Origin of the sequence: Bacillus sp. RCC_6_1 (genome assembly GCF_041360755.1) — a bacterium.
Taxonomy (GTDB): domain Bacteria; phylum Bacillota; class Bacilli; order Bacillales; family Bacillaceae_G; genus Bacillus_A; species Bacillus_A cereus.
Genome location: NZ_JBFUPV010000010.1, coordinates 66,806 through 82,168 on the forward strand (window position 1 = coordinate 66,806; position 15,363 = coordinate 82,168).

Consider the following 15,363-nt stretch of genomic DNA (forward strand, 5'->3'; position numbering starts at 1 on the left):
TCAATACTGTAGACAACCCATTTCGAACCATATTCCATTACCTGAGCAGTTAGCTTTTGCTAGCTGCTCTTTATTTGTACAAGTTACTCAATTGACTGCGCACATATAATATTCTGAGTTCATTTCTTTATAAAATAGTCGTTATAAAATGAGGCTCGTCACGAGAGCACATTACTAAGTACTCTTTTTATATTCCAACTTAATACAAATTGAAATTTTTGTGATGTTTCTCTACAATCCAATACACTTTTTCCTATCTACTATCCTTAGTGAAAAACTTAAACCTTACTAACTATATTTGAAAGTGTTATAATTTAAACATTTCCAACATTTCGATTACGGAGGATTAGAGAATGAAAATTTCAATAGTCTGTTTCGATAACTTTACTGATATAGATGTTTTTTTACCATGGGATTTATTAAATCGTGTACGTCTAGTTGGTGGTATTTCTGATTGGGAGGTCCAACTATTAGGAACAGAAAAGACTCATGTATCCATGTCTGGTTTACGTATACCCATGACAGGAAGCATATCCGATATCCCTTCTGCTGACGCTGTAATATTTGCAAGTGGTAAGGGTGTACAAGATTTATATAAAAATCAACAATATCTTAATAAAATCCATGTAGATCCTCAAAGACAATTAATAGGCTCTATGTGTTCTGGTTCACTACTACTAGGAGCTAAAAAATTGTTAACTGGCAAAAAAGCAACTACATATCCATCCGTAGTTGAACAACTTAAAGAGTTTGATGTAGACGTTATTGAAAAAAGTTTCGTAAACGAAGGCAATATTTCGACTGCTGCAGGTTGCTTTGCTGCACAAGACCTCTCAGCTTGGATTATAAGAACATTAATTAATGACGAAATGGTTGATACTGTGCTAGAAACTGTTCAGCCAGTAGGCAAAGGTTTATATTTTTAATTTCAAATCAAATCAGATATTTATTTCTGACTTGATTTTTTTATAAAATAGCGTTTTTGTTGCATTTTTATTGAGTTCACGTTGACCTTTTGTTGATTTTTTCTTCACATTTAAAGGAAACAAACATACGCTTTTGTATGTAGTCTCTCCGCTCATAGAGATCTACCTTTCTTATCGAAGAGCATACTTACATGTATGCTCTTTTTGCTTACTACGAGATAACGGTTTTGTCTAAACCTACACATATCTAAAAGACATACATACAATGGAATCCTGAGCATCTTTATCAATATAGTTATTGGCCATAAAGCGCCTTAAAAGCGCTCTTTTCGTTGAAAAACTACACAAAGAGAAAAAACACATACAATGTAAAATGTACCCTATAGAATAGACTTTTTTCTAGTGTCAATTCTATAGGGTACATTTTATTATTTTCTATCTTTTTTATTTACCTTAAAGTAATCCATTCATAGCTTGCCCACTCTTTTGGTTTCTTATCGTACTTAATACGACCAGTCGTACAAAATGAAGCAATCATCCATTGTATAAGGTTCATCTTGGCGTGTGGATCAACACACTCCTCAATTTTTTTCAATTGATAACCGGTACTATTTTTCTGCCAAATTGTATATAAACGAAAATGAGTTGTCGTAACAAGTCTAGCTTTTGTTGTAACTTGCCATTTAGAAATTTTCGTTAAATCCTCTTTGACTTTTCTCTCATACTCTTGTTTTATCACTTTATAAGTCTTATCTTTTTTAATTAATCCATTAGAGATTGTAAAAGGCATTTGATGCACCTCATAAACTGTTCCTTCTTCATCTCCTAAAATATTTGATTCTACTAGAAACATATTTTTTAGTTTTAACTGTTCTGTTAATTCTTTTCCGCTCCGATAAAATGGCTTCTTTATCTTCTGCAACAAGATAACCTGCACAATTAATCCTATTAGTAAAGGATATGCTAATACAAACAATATATTAATAAACATGTTTAAAATAATAACGCCTATTAGAGCAAAAATTGTAAGGTAAATATAGGTTTCTCTTTGATGAATGATTCTACTGTTCAAGCCAAGATACCTCCATTTTGATAAATAGTGAAAGCAATATACACAATTGCTCCTAATAAAATAGAACAAGCCCCTGGAAAGCTCTGTATCAGCTGTATTTCTTTCTTTGGTAGTTTTGCCCCAAATATAGAAGCAGCATGCTCCAATTGGTCTTTAATCGCTCCTACAAACCCTAGAATTTTAATTAAACGATACACGCTAGCAATCCAAAAGAATAGTAAATGGAAAGCTGTTAATGTAATAGCGGTAAGCATAGCCGATTCCTCTGCTACATCGCTAACATATAGAGCTGCCACCACAAGCATTTTCGTATCACCGGGTGAAGAAAATTTAAATGTCTCTAACAATAAGCCACATACTAAGGCCATAGTTAGTACAATTACAATCTCTTTTCCCGTTCGTATTCCAGCAAAATACGTGATACCTAAACCTACTACTAAAAAAATGAAATGCCATATATTTTTTGTTTTTCTATACTTTAAGTCGGTAAATACATTAAGTACCATATAACTTAGAAATAATCCCATGATATACAGGCTCATTTTCTTTACTCCCCTCTTAATTTCATATAAAAATACTGTGTAAAAAAGGGAACCACTTTTAGAGTAGCCCCCTCGTTTATTTTTATATTTATTTTTTGTTCCAAGAATCAACATCTGCATTGCTTGATGCTTTTGTGAATCGAGCTAGAATTGTATCATAACCACCTTGGATTGCTTTCCATACGAACGGGCCAATTACTAATACAATAATCACCGCTAACGCGATTAACATACCGTTTTCTGATGATAATTGTGAGTCTTCGTTTTTTAACCAACTTTTCATTTTTGCTAACATTTCATTTCGTCTCCTTTATATATCAGTTTTAAGTATCTACTAAAATTAGAACTTATCTATTTAAATCTTTAATTACTTATTCCAAGAATTTACGTCTGCATTGCTTGATGCTTTTGTGAATCTTGCCAGGATCGTATCATAACCACCTTGGATCGCCTTCCATACAAATGGGCCAATTACTAATACGATAATTACCGCCAGAGCGATTAACATACCGTTTTCTGATGATAGTTGCGAATCCTCATTTTTTAACCAATTTTTCATTTTTGCTAACATGATTGAATCTCCCTTCTCCATTTATTTGAGCTATACGTAATAAACATCATTCATCTAAAACTTCTATTACTTGTTCCAAGAATTCACATCTGCATTGTTTGATGCTTTTGTAAATCGAGCTAGAATTGTATCATACCCGCCTTGAATTGCTTTCCATACAAACGGGCCAATTACTAATACGATAATCACCGCTAACGCGATTAACATACCGTTTTCTGATGATAATTGTGAGTCTTCGTTTTTTAACCAATTCTTCATTTTTGTTAACATGTGTAATGCTCCTTTACCTATTCCATTTTTGATAACGTCTTCTATAAACTTGCAAATCCTTGCATTAAGGATTGAATAACAATCACCATTGGATAAATCACAATACATCCAATAACTGCGACGTTAAATTTATTCATTTCCATCGGCTTATTTTGAATGAGACGGTTATAGTTCTCATGTTTTAACTCACGCATCATTTTAATCTGTGCATCCATAATACGAAGACTCTGTACCTTGTCCGTTTTTTGCGCTTGTTGCAATGCAATCGTAAAGGTATTTACTTCTGGACTATTTAAAGCAGCAGCAAAGTTTCGAAATGGTTGATCCGAGCCAGCATACATTTCTAATTCCGCAGTAAGTGTAGATACATACGGACGAAGATGTCTTACAGCATATATCTCTGCCTTTTTTACTGCTTCTAATGTTGTATGTGTTTTTAACAGCTGCAGCATAGGAATTAGATACTCTGGTAATTCGAACTTCCTAGCTTCTATCGCCTGCTTGATTCTTCTCTTTAATAGATAATCAGGATAGAAGTAAAGCAGTGGTGAAATCAAAACTCCCACTTTAAATAAGTAGTAATCATGGAACACCGTACATATCAAGAAAACAGAGGTGAAAATGATGGGATATGCTACCTTCATCTTTAAATATTCTTCTGGTTTCGTATCCAGGCCAGCTTCTTCTAATTTTTTCTGAATCTGCTCTTTCTTTTCTTCTGTCAGGTACTTATGTGATAACGACTGGAAGGGCGCGAGCATCATCTGATTTAAATTCTTCTTTTCAATTCGTTTTGCATTTTCTACATAGTTCGTAAGTAAGCTACCGCTATCTTTTTTACTTTGTAGAAAGGTAGAGAATACCCAGTACATGACAACGAATACCACTACAGCTAAAATCGTAGCCACCTTATTCCCCTCTTTCTGTTGGGTTATAATTTGCAATCTTTTCTACACGGGTTGCTAAGAAAAAGACAATGAACATATTTACCGCTAACGCGATTTTTCCCATCATAGAACCTGCTAAAAATCCATATGCTTCTTTTGACATCAACATAATAACAATCGGCATAGCAATGACAATTAAGCAGTTCTGTACAAAGGCACGTTGCGCTTGCGACAAACTAGAACGCAATCTTGCCAGGTATAGCTTTTGTTTTTCGAAATCTTCTGCAATATCTAGTAAGACTTGAACTGAATTTGTTCCACCTTCTCGGCTGCACACTTCCAACATTTCATGGAAGAAAACCAATTCTCTAAAGTTAAACGTTTCATTGAATCCTCTAAATGCACGATGCATTGTGGTTCCACCTTCTAATAAAAGAGAAACTTTCTCTATTTCTTCTTGAATGCTTTCATGCATCATTGGCTTCACCTGAACTAATACCCGTTTTGCATTGTTACTAATTTGAAGTGCATTTGCTACAGCTTTCATATAGATAGAAAGACGGTCAATGACAACCAAGTAGTAACGTTTTTTTCTTCGATAGAGAAGAAACCTTGGAACTAAAAACCCAGATAAAACGGTAATCAGTGTAAAAGGATCTCTACCAAAGGAAAAATAGAATACTGCTGCAATACTCATTCCGGAAAGAATCGTATATACCCAGTACATACTCTTTGTCAATTTCCATTCGTACTTTTGAGCTTCTTGGATAACGGATTGTGGTAGATACATTCGTATCCCTTTAATATTCCTTAATTCCAAACGCCTTTCTTCTTTCTCGTTTTCTTGTACAAATTGAGAGAGAGCAGAACCCTTAGACTTTGTAAAAAGTAAAACGAGCAATCCAACACTAATAAAGATTAAAAATATACATCCATAAGCCAATAAACTATGCATACTGCACCTCCTGTTGTGAGAGGAATGGCGCATAAAGAGCTGGATTTACAGTAGAAGAACGGAATTTCTTCTCCATTTCAGCTGACATTTTTGCTGTAATGATATGATCTCCATGAATCTTTCCTACTCTCTCATTCATTTCATCGTATTCCTTACCCGACGGAATAAATTGAGAAAGCTGATTGAACTGTATATCATCTTGATAATCCAACAATTCAATCATCTCTGTAATATAGCGATTCCCATCATCTTTCTTTTCTAAAAAGACAATCACATCAAATGTCTGTGAAATTAATTCATATAAATACTGAGCATCAATATTCGCACCACTTTGCAGACACATAAGCATTAAACGCCTAACTGCTTCTTTTGCACTTCTTGCATGTACAGAGGTGAAACCAGGATGCCCTGTTTGAAAGAAGTTAATCATTTTTAACGCTTCTTTCCCCCTCGATTCCCCTACAATTAATCGCTTTGGTCCCTGACGTAAAGCATTTGTTAACAGTCTGTCAAAATCGATTACATTTTCTTCTACTTCCGATGCCCTACATTGCATCGGAACGAAGTGATGTTCCGGAAATATGCGATGTAAATAGAGTTCGGGGTTATCTTCTACTACGAGAGTACGTTCTTTCTTCCTCCCATTTGGAATATGAGAAGCAAGATACTTCATAAACTCTGACTTTCCTGTACCTGTTGCTCCAGCGACTAAAATATTCATTTTGGCTTTCACAGCTGCAGCCAAAAAGTGTAACATTTCTTCCGATGCTTGATTGGTAGATAAGATACGTTCTTTAGAGGCACGGAGGTGATCTGCATTCTTACGAATCGTTATTGTTGTTCCTAGCCCCCCTAGCTCATCTAGGGCTATATTGATTCTTATATACGGAAATACGCAGTCCACATACGGCTTTGCTGTATTTAATGACTCTGATGTACTGTTTACCATCTTATAAGCTAGGGCTTTCACTTCTTCTTCTGTCTCAAATCGGTAAGGAAATGTACATTCTCCCTCTCCGATTTTTTCGTAAATGATTTCTTTTGTGCCATTGATATAAATATCAGTTACATCCTTATCTTCTTTTAAAGGTTCTATAATCCCAAATCCAACAATTTCATCACACACCATATTTAGTAACTGTTCCGAAGGTACATCTGAAACAACGACTTGATTGCTTAGTAAAAAGCCTTTAATAATTTGCTCCACAGCTGTTCTCTTCTCTTTATTCATAAAGGATTCGCTTAAGATATCACGATGTTCTTTTACTAAAAATGCACGAATTTCATCTGTAATATCTTTAATTTGTTGAGCTGTAGTTGTTCCTAACTTTCGAACCGATTTAGAACGAATCCTATAACCAAAGTGATATAAATCCACTCGATTTCGCTTTAAGGATACTTGTTTTTCCTGTAAATAGCCCCACATACTACTTGCCACCTTTTTAATTTCGTAAACCAAAGAGACCCTTTTTCATAGAGGAGTGCTGGGATGGAATATTAAGACCAGCTACTTCCATAATATGATGGACCTTTGCATTAATTTGCGGGGAACCAAATTGCATCCCCCATTCATAACTCGTACGATCTCTGTCATACGGAATTGTCACTGCAATGTTTTGGGAAGAAAGCTTTTCAATATCTTCTACATAGTCCTCGTCTCCCATATTCAAAACATGAATCATACGAGGTAATGTTAGCTTTGCTTCTTCTATTAGTTGTAATTCTCTTTTAATTGCTAACGCACCACGAGGGTTGCCATTTAGCACATGAACAACAAGGTCTGATTGGTATAGGATTGGGTAACTAAGCACCTCGGATAATTCAGTTGGTACCGATAGGATGATGTAGTCATATTCTGTATCTACAAGTGATTCGATAAATGTCGTTACAAACAATTCTTTGTTTTGAATCTCTGGGAATTGAGTTAAACTATAACCTGATGGAAACACCAGAAAATCCATCTTATCGTGTAATTTTTGCGTCAACCTTGGATTCACTTTTTTTTCTAGTAAATCTTGCTTGGTACAAATATACTGCAAGAGATTGTATTCATTTTCTTTTCTTACAAGCCCTAGCATATTTTTACTCTCATGGCTAAGACCTGTTCCAACCGCGAAGTTTGGTCTTACTTGGTCCGCTTCTACATAAAGCACCTTTTTCCCTAAATGAGCTAACTCATTTGCCATCGCAATACTTAACGTACTTTTTCCTACGTTTTCGTTTGTCGCATAAAAGGCAACCATTCTTACTTGCCGGTCCATCTTAAAAGCCCCTTCCTTATTTGGATTCGTTCAGATACTGTGCAACATATTCTTTTACACTTTTAGATATGGGATTGGTTGAATGCTTCTCTACATAGTCTAAAATATTTTTCTGGTCAGATATTTGCGAGAATCCTTCTGCTGGTTCTAATTCTTTCCCTGTTTGTTCTACCTTTTGTCCAACTGCAACAGGAATTACATCTCCAAGTGTTTTCGCACGGTTTAGATATTGAAGTTGTTCTGGTGAAACAGCCAATGTATATAATCGCGTTACCTTTGGCTTTTGTTTTCCTTCTTGTTCCTCTTTTGATTCTTTCTTTTCTAGTACAAATGCATCTTCTGTATTGCTATCCTTTGCAGCCGTAACACGTACACCTTGGAAAAGACCACCGAATACTACCTTCTCATTGTCCCCGTCCTTCACAACCTGCTTGAAATACAAGTCCACATAAGTGTTAGGGATGATACTATTACCTGAACTTGTTTCCAAATCAACGAGTAACGGGAATGCAACTTCTCCATCTTTCAAATTTAAAATTGCAGAGTCAGGTAACTCCTCTTTCTTTACTACTTTATTTTTAAAAAGATAGCTATTTTCGGTGATGGGCTGTCCATCATTTGTCCACTTACCTATAACCTCTTTTTTACTTACGCGTAATGCATTTGGAGGAATCCCATCACCAGGTAATGTTCGTTCCACTAGCATTTCTTCTTTAATCTCTGTATGCGCAGGTATATCCTTTGCAGCTACAACAACTTTCGTTGGCTTTACTGCATTTTCTACTGCAAAATGATTGTATCCATAGATACCCGCTACTGTTATAGCAGCTAAACCTACCGCTGTAATCTGCTTCTTTTGAAACTTAGACGGCTTCAATGTTTATATTCCTCCTTATGTAGCCTTTAAACGCAAAAAAGGACACACCTATGGCGTAAAACGCCTTAGGTGTGTCCTTTTAGCTAATCTAAAGTCTATATGAAAATGTTGGATTTATTTTCTTTAATATTACAATCTCAATATTATGATATATATAGTTTCATGTCAATCATTTCTAAAAAATATCTGTTTTTTCTATTTTAAAACACGTAATCGATAATTAATCTCGCTCCAAAAACCCTGTTATAACAAGGTTTCTAACCTATTAAGCGTCCCAAAAATATGTTGTAATTAATCTAACACAACTGAATATTCCAAGGTGGTCGGTTGCTATCCTTTCTCTTTCATTTTATGGAGAAAAGAAGCGATCGCATGGAAATACTGTTCACAATAGTTGATGCAAGAGGCAAAATTATTATTAAAACGAAATCAATTTTGTTCCTGTTTCAAAATACTTTGCAGGAGCATAACTTTTCCCATTCCGATCCTGAAATTCACTTCCAATATATAACGATGCAATCATTACGATAATTCCAATGAAAATTACACGTTTCATACGTTGTTTTTTCTTTTTATCCATTCAATATTCCCCTTTCTACAAAAAAAGACACATCCCATTAAGGGATGTGCCTTTGGTTTATCCATTCAGCTACTAGTTTAAGAAGGATATCTTATTGTGTTGATTCATCTAATTATACTATATTTTATTCTCATTTCCTATTTCTCATGTAATACCAATCTGTTAATTTATAAAGTACGTCTTCCTTACCAACCCAATTCCAACCAACTCCACTTCCTCCAGGAAATGGATCGTCAGGAAATACTCTTCTTTTTATGAAATCATCATACGCAACACCCTTAATCTCTACTTGCTCAATTAAACATAGACTCATTTCATTGATACCTGCTGGAGCTGTTTCTACATTAAAAGTGTATACACCATCTTTTGTCTTCAGTGGTGAATACCATTTTTGGCCACCATCAATGATTTTCTCTTGTCCATCCCAATATAAAGACTTAGTTGGTCTTTTACTATCGAAGACATGGCCCGTTTTCTCCGATAGATACATATTTTTTGGAGAAAAACTTGATATAGAACCTGTATTTTTCTTAGATTCTAAATCTTGCTTAGATTTTAATCCCTCATCAGCAAACGGATATTGTGCCGTTGCTTTTGCAAATACACCAGGATAATTTTCATTCCACTGATTTTTATATGTTCCGTTTACTTCATACGAAAACCCATAGCCAGAATGAAGCTTAGATGGTGCCAAATTATCTATACTTCCACTTAATGTTTCATAGAACATTTCTCCCACCGTATCCTCTTTCGACACACGTTCACCTACTGTCTCTACTACACCTTTCACACTCGTTACACCACACATTGCCTTTTCTTTTGAAGGCTCATAGATAGCGGTTTTAATAGGATTATTTTTATACGTAGTTTCCTCTATGTCTATACGATTACCATCTGGGTTAATTTCTGCCTGAATTGTTCCTTTCCCTTTATGTTGCCAGTCAAGGTTCAAGGTTTTCCTTTCTCCCTCAGTTAATCTTACCTTTTGTGATGATACTTGTTGTCCGTTATGTTTTAACACAACTACTGTTTCAGGATTCATATATTTTTCTTCTAATACATCTAACTTTTTAATTTTATTTTTTTCTTTTTCTAGTTTCTGCCTTGCATTATCTAGCCTACTTGCCGCACTATCTAGTTTATTTTCTTCCCAAGAGCAGTCTCTATCATAATAGTGGTCCTTTCCCTCGGCATCTACTTCATGAATTGGATTACGACGACAATAACTTAAGCTGGATTGTGCACTATCTCTATCAGATTCAGCGCTGTTTATTTCTTGCTGGGACTTATTAATATTATTATTTACCTTTGCTCTATATTGATTACGCTCTAGTTTAAGTGTATCACGTGATACATCTACTCTTGTTTTGATATTCTTTCCTTCTCTTGCTGTTTCTCCTTCAATTCGATCAGCAGAAAAATCAATTTTATACTTAAAATCATCTTCATCTCCTGGATCTGGGTTAGGTGTTACTTCAGTACCACAGTTACCATCTATAGTGAAATCAACAGTTTTCTCGTTTGATTCCCTCTGAACAGCATCAAGGACTTTAAATTTCGCAGTATATCGTCCACACATTTGTGGCTGCCACTTTAGTTCTTCTGACTTAAATTGCCCTGCATCTCCTTCATTTGGTTTTTGGTTATCTTTTTGTGGAGTTGAACGTAAGTAATTTTCTTGATGATGAACAGTTTCGCCATCTTTTATAATATCAAGAATCCACTTGACTCGATTACGTTCACCTGCAGCTCTTTGATAAGGATTTACTGTTGTTCCATTAGGATCTCGATCGTTATATCCTTTATTTTTACTTACATATTCAAAACCGTTGAATATAAATTTAACAGGTACATCTTTTTTGCTACTAGAGGCTTTAATGTCTTTTATTTCAGGCTTACTTGTACGTACAAACCACAAATTATATTTATTAGCGTTTCCTCCGGATCCAGCATACCCTCCGGATAAATAGGCAATATCACGAATCCAGTAAAAATCGCCATATACTTTACTTCCTTGATACTGCGAAAGTCTATACTTCAGTATTTCTGCTAAAACAAATTCAGGATTCCCCCAATACTTACTAGCTATTATGTCATCATTAATTCTTTGTACTTCGGTTACCATACGATCTCCTGCTGGAACTGAATTGTTTAGGTATCCTTCATTAGCAATACGAACAAAAGGTTCTGAGAGTTCTTCATTTTGTACTTTGTTTTCATTTGAATTATCCCAACTAAAAGAACCATTATATACAGCTGGATAATGTAAGTCACTTAAATATAGTGATTCCTTTGCGGCATACCCACTTCCTGGACGATAAAACCTTCCTGGCATTTGCAGTTCTTTTGCTTTCATAAATTTTTCTTCATCCCCATCAAAGAAGGGTACATCACTATTCTTTGCATGTGCCGATGTAGGTAATAACAACAATGCAGACGTACAACTAATTAATAATTTCCTTTTTAATTTCATATCTTATCCCCCTAAAAAACAAAAAAGGACACACCTGTACCTTTAGTAGGTACGTAAGGTGTGTCCTTTACGTAATTATCGTAAAATTATTTTATTGTTATATTACGTGTATAATGATATCAAATTTCTCTGATAATAACAACTTTATTTCTTTTCCACTTCAACATACATCATATGTTCCGCAGTTGAGTGTGCAATACGGATTTTAAAATTATCTTTCTCAAATACTTTTGTTTTTTGTGTATCAATTGCTTCCTGTAACTCATTATCTAAGTTCAAACCACTTAATAATTTCGTCCACTCTTTAGTTAAAGATACTGTAGCTTTGTTGTTATCTAAAAATATAATCTTATAATTCCCTTCATTATCTGATTGCACAACAAATTGCGCTCCAATAGTACCTGCAGGAAGATACATATTTTTATCGAGTAAAGATACATCGTTACTAATTTCACTATACTTTAAATTTGTACCGAATCTTCCATTAACCTCTTTTATTATTCTTTGTGCTTCATTCGAAACTTGTTGCTTTACAACTGGCATTTTTTCAACTGCTTCAGGGTAATATTCAATATTCTCTGTGACTAGATTAGAATCCATACCTGCAGGCAATTGAACTTCAGGTTTCGGGTCTGGCTTCACTTCTGGTTTTGTTTCAGGCTTTGGATCTGGTTTCACTTCTGGTTTTGTTTCAGGCTTTGGATCTGGCTTCACTTCTGGTTTTGTTTCTTTTTCAACTGCATTAATAGAGTTATATAAGAATTGACTATACGCTTCACGTGTTACAAACATTTTTGGAGAATACATATTATCTCCTGTACCAATTGTAACCCCATTTTCCTCTAATGCACTAATTGCACCGTAAGACCAAGAATTTTTATCAACATCTGCAAATTTTGTTGTTTTCGTTGCCTTAAATTTAAAAGCATTTGTAAGCACTTGCGCCATTTGTTCACGAGTTAAAATATCATCTGGACCATACTTTCCATCACCAAATCCATTTACAAGTCCTGCTTTAGCAAGTGCTAAGATTTCTTTTTCAAACAAATGTCCTTTAATATCAGTAAAAGGATTTTTGAAGCTAGCATCTGCATCTGCTGGTTTTACGTACATATAAATCATACGAGCAACTTGCCCACGAGTTACATTGTCACCAAAGCCAAAGATATTATTTCCGTACCCTTGCACTACTTTACGATTTGTTAAATTATAAATTGCTTTTGTAGACCAGTGATTTGCTGGAACATCATTGAATTTTAATGAGTCTGTGTTATCAGCCTTAGCAGTAAATGCTCCTGCTCCTAGTAATGATGTACCCATAATTGTTAGTGCTGTTGCTGTTTTTAAAAATTTGTTAGCCATTGATTGTTCCTCCAAATATATTAATTTTTCATAGATTCTTTTATTGTACCTAATTTAAACATAAAATCCAGATAATTTAACATATAAATTAATTAATTAATTAACATTTTTTATAACTTCTGTTCTATATAGGTATATTTTCCTGGCAAAAAAACTATACTTTTTAGCATAGTCTTTTATAGTACAAATCTTAGAATTTTCATTATTTAAAATATACTTGTCCCAATCCCTCTTTACTCGCCCATATCGGAGCTTTTATGCCATCTACACCAATCAGCTTAAATATGAAGAAATGGTGTTCTGCTTTCACCTTAAAAGAAAGGGATTGATTATGATCGATGCGTCCCTTTGTATACTCATACTTCCATCCATCCATCTTTTCTTCTTTCATTCTTTTCTCAATCCCAGGGACTAAATCCACCCTTTTTCCATTGTAATCATATTGAAATCCACCCTTATTTTCTGCAATTTCTACTATATCGGCAGCAAGGTTATGTGCTTTCACTAACTGTATTCCATACAAAACGCCTTCGGGTAAAAGGCTAATTAATAATAAAGAAAAGGTAAGGAATAGAGCCGTAGTTACTGTATTTTGCATTTTTAATGCACCTACTCTTTTTCTTTATTTTACGTTTCCACCTAATTGTTTTTCTTTTCCATTCGCATCATAAATAATAATACTTCTCGCTTTACTCTTTATCGTTTCTTTTTTTTCATCAAATTGCTTAAAATAACTAGCAGCTTCTGCATCACCTTCGACAGCAATCATTGCTGGTTTTTCCTGTACATCATGTACAGTGAAGTTACGTTTTGAAGCGGGATCTTTAAAATCCGCATTACCGTTATACGCCTTTTCAAACTCTTGTTTCGCTTTTTCTGGATCAATAGCTATTTCTTCTTCTGCACGCAGAGTACCTACTTTTACAGACTTAGCCACAGCTATCTCACCTCCCCTTTCTAAAGACGATTTATTATCAGTATGTGTTGTATCTCCAATCACCATATCAGTTACAAAGAATAGACAACCTACAAATAACAGCAACATACTTGCTGCAACAATAAACTTTTGCATTCCTCTTCAGCCTCCTTAACTTTCAGACTTTCGAAATCGAAATCCACTTAAAATGGAACTTTTTTTGGAATTCAACAATTGATTTGGTAGCAATAACTCTGCTATTTCCTTCATTATTCCTTCTAACTCTTTATAATAGTTGCGACTTGATAGTAACGTACTACTATTCAATTGTGACTCAAACACATCTTCTATTTCATATGGTGGTAAAGCAGTTAATACCTTATCTCCAAAGCATTCTTCTACTATTTCATGCTTTAAAAGTACAGGAGAAAACTTATTCCCAATGATCCTCACTTTCTCTAAACCTAAGTAAGAAACGAGCTTTCTCTCTTTTTGTGTAAGAGGATGCGCTATCTTTAGCAATTGATGCAGATCTGGTTCCGCTACAAAGAATATGTAATCCGCCATTTCACATATCTCATGGTATAAATCTTTATCCCAATCGCTCCCTGCATCAATAATAGATATAGGTGCTTCTTGGTTGGCCAATAAAACCTTAATAAAATGGTCGAAGTCCTGCTCTGTTTCGTTTTGAAGCTCTTGGTCAACTATAGGATTCTTTACAATATAATTTATTCTTCCTTGCTTCCATTTTGGAATTAATAATATATCAGATTCCTTCTGTAGCATCTCTTTATATCGCTGCAACATAAATTCACTACGATAGTTTTCTGGAGCTTCTGTATATCCCTTTAATAACGGATACGTATAACCATCATCATATAGATTCTCTATATAATTCACATCAATCTGTAGTTCATTTAAGTAAGCGGCTAAAAGATGTGAAACAAAAGTGGCACCACTTCTCCTATTCATGTTGGCCACAACAATTGTTCTTCTTGGAATAGCAATACCAATTTGTTTCTCATATACTGGCTCAAAAGCCAATTTATACTGTTTTTTTATAATTGGCGCTCTTGGCGTTTCTTCCTGAATAGACTTACGCTTTTGTTTGTTTTTAAATAATTTTAAATTAGAGTGTGATTCACTGTTGTTACCTTCCTCTAATTCACTTGATACTTTCGCTTCTTCCTCATCAAAAGGCACTTCAGGCAATTTCGTATGTTGCGGTGCTTGACTTGCTCCTACAATTTCCACCACATTTTTAATATCCGATTCCTGTAGCAGCTGCGGGATGACTTTATTATCAATATCAATTTTACGAGAGTTAAAAATGTCATAGATACCTAAATAAATCAGCTTCGCTAAAAATTCATCATTATTTTCACGCTCTGTAAATACTACAATGCGAATATCCCGCTGAAAGCGAATGTCTCTTAACTTCTGTAAAATAATTAATTCTCGCTTATCTTCGTGTCCCGCATCAATATTTAATCGTTTGTCATTAATACATAGAATATCAGGTTGCTCCGTATCTAGAATTTCATCTAAATACTTTATGTGCATAACATCACTATCAGCTACTTCAAATCCTGCACCAACAAAATCCTCACGTAAATATGCCGTATACACAGTATCACTAATAGCTAATACAATCTTTTTCATTATAAA

Annotated in this window: 17 protein-coding genes; 1 reads left to right on the forward strand and 16 read right to left on the reverse strand. The window is 34.6% G+C overall.

Annotated elements, in window-relative coordinates; all coding sequences use genetic code 11:
• The first annotated feature begins 353 nt into the window (after positions 1–353).
• Positions 354–926: a DJ-1/PfpI family protein gene (locus AB6801_RS22930; protein ID WP_000703254.1), complete on the forward strand. Its 573-nt coding sequence runs from the start codon at positions 354–356 to the stop codon at positions 924–926.
• Between the two features lie 448 nt (positions 927–1,374).
• Here AB6801_RS22930 and AB6801_RS22935 read toward each other — a convergent pair whose 3' ends face one another.
• The 16 genes from AB6801_RS22935 to AB6801_RS23010 all read right to left on the reverse strand — a co-directional run bounded on the left by AB6801_RS22935 (position 1,375) and on the right by AB6801_RS23010 (position 15,357).
• Positions 1,375–1,998 (reverse strand): hypothetical protein, encoded by a 624-nt coding sequence (locus AB6801_RS22935; RefSeq protein WP_370941170.1) that lies wholly within the window; start codon positions 1,996–1,998, stop codon positions 1,375–1,377.
• Positions 1,995–2,540, reverse strand: a complete 546-nt coding sequence (locus tag AB6801_RS22940; RefSeq protein WP_000061106.1) for a hypothetical protein — start codon at positions 2,538–2,540, stop codon at positions 1,995–1,997. Before AB6801_RS22940 ends, AB6801_RS22935 begins: the two co-directional genes overlap by 4 nt.
• An 88-nt stretch (positions 2,541–2,628) precedes the next feature.
• Complete coding sequence (locus AB6801_RS22945; protein ID WP_000879960.1) at positions 2,629–2,835, reverse strand: hypothetical protein; 207 nt, start codon at positions 2,833–2,835, stop codon at positions 2,629–2,631.
• 72 nt (positions 2,836–2,907) lie between these two features.
• Positions 2,908–3,111 (reverse strand): hypothetical protein, encoded by a 204-nt coding sequence (locus AB6801_RS22950; protein ID WP_000879955.1) that lies wholly within the window; start codon positions 3,109–3,111, stop codon positions 2,908–2,910.
• Between the two features lie 66 nt (positions 3,112–3,177).
• Positions 3,178–3,381 carry a hypothetical protein gene (locus AB6801_RS22955; protein ID WP_000956352.1) on the reverse strand — a complete coding sequence of 68 codons (204 nt, stop codon included), beginning with the start codon at positions 3,379–3,381 and terminating at the stop codon, positions 3,178–3,180.
• Between the two features lie 41 nt (positions 3,382–3,422).
• Positions 3,423–4,289: a hypothetical protein gene (locus AB6801_RS22960; protein ID WP_370941171.1), complete on the reverse strand. Its 867-nt coding sequence runs from the start codon at positions 4,287–4,289 to the stop codon at positions 3,423–3,425.
• A 1-nt stretch (position 4,290) separates the two neighbouring features.
• On the reverse strand, positions 4,291–5,223 hold the full coding sequence (locus AB6801_RS22965; RefSeq protein ID WP_000555826.1) for a type II secretion system F family protein: 933 nt from the start codon (positions 5,221–5,223) through the stop codon (positions 4,291–4,293).
• Positions 5,216–6,649 carry a TadA family conjugal transfer-associated ATPase gene (locus tag AB6801_RS22970; protein WP_065845673.1) on the reverse strand — a complete coding sequence of 478 codons (1,434 nt, stop codon included), beginning with the start codon at positions 6,647–6,649 and terminating at the stop codon, positions 5,216–5,218. The genes AB6801_RS22965 and AB6801_RS22970 overlap by 8 nt, the downstream gene beginning before the upstream one ends.
• 16 nt (positions 6,650–6,665) lie before the next feature.
• Positions 6,666–7,484 carry an AAA family ATPase gene (locus tag AB6801_RS22975; RefSeq protein WP_000375878.1) on the reverse strand — a complete coding sequence of 273 codons (819 nt, stop codon included), beginning with the start codon at positions 7,482–7,484 and terminating at the stop codon, positions 6,666–6,668.
• Between the two features lie 16 nt (positions 7,485–7,500).
• Positions 7,501–8,361 (reverse strand): Flp pilus assembly protein CpaB, encoded by an 861-nt coding sequence (cpaB, locus tag AB6801_RS22980; RefSeq protein ID WP_000804787.1) that lies wholly within the window; start codon positions 8,359–8,361, stop codon positions 7,501–7,503.
• A gap of 418 nt (positions 8,362–8,779) precedes the next feature.
• Positions 8,780–8,941 carry a hypothetical protein gene (locus AB6801_RS22985; RefSeq protein ID WP_000358416.1) on the reverse strand — a complete coding sequence of 54 codons (162 nt, stop codon included), beginning with the start codon at positions 8,939–8,941 and terminating at the stop codon, positions 8,780–8,782.
• Positions 8,942–9,071: 130 nt separating this feature from the next.
• Complete coding sequence (locus AB6801_RS22990; protein ID WP_370941172.1) at positions 9,072–11,414, reverse strand: hypothetical protein; 2,343 nt, start codon at positions 11,412–11,414, stop codon at positions 9,072–9,074.
• A gap of 144 nt (positions 11,415–11,558) precedes the next feature.
• Entirely contained in the window at positions 11,559–12,776 is a 1,218-nt protein-coding gene (locus tag AB6801_RS22995) for an S-layer homology domain-containing protein (protein WP_370941173.1), read from the reverse strand.
• Positions 12,777–12,978: 202 nt separating this feature from the next.
• Positions 12,979–13,374: a DUF4320 family protein gene (locus tag AB6801_RS23000; protein ID WP_001181730.1), complete on the reverse strand. Its 396-nt coding sequence runs from the start codon at positions 13,372–13,374 to the stop codon at positions 12,979–12,981.
• A 24-nt stretch (positions 13,375–13,398) separates the two neighbouring features.
• Positions 13,399–13,848, reverse strand: coding sequence for a hypothetical protein (locus AB6801_RS23005; RefSeq protein ID WP_001168897.1), 450 nt, complete (start codon positions 13,846–13,848; stop codon positions 13,399–13,401).
• Positions 13,849–13,863: 15 nt separating this feature from the next.
• Positions 13,864–15,357 (reverse strand): hypothetical protein, encoded by a 1,494-nt coding sequence (locus AB6801_RS23010; RefSeq protein WP_370941174.1) that lies wholly within the window; start codon positions 15,355–15,357, stop codon positions 13,864–13,866.
• Positions 15,358–15,363 lie beyond the last annotated feature (6 nt).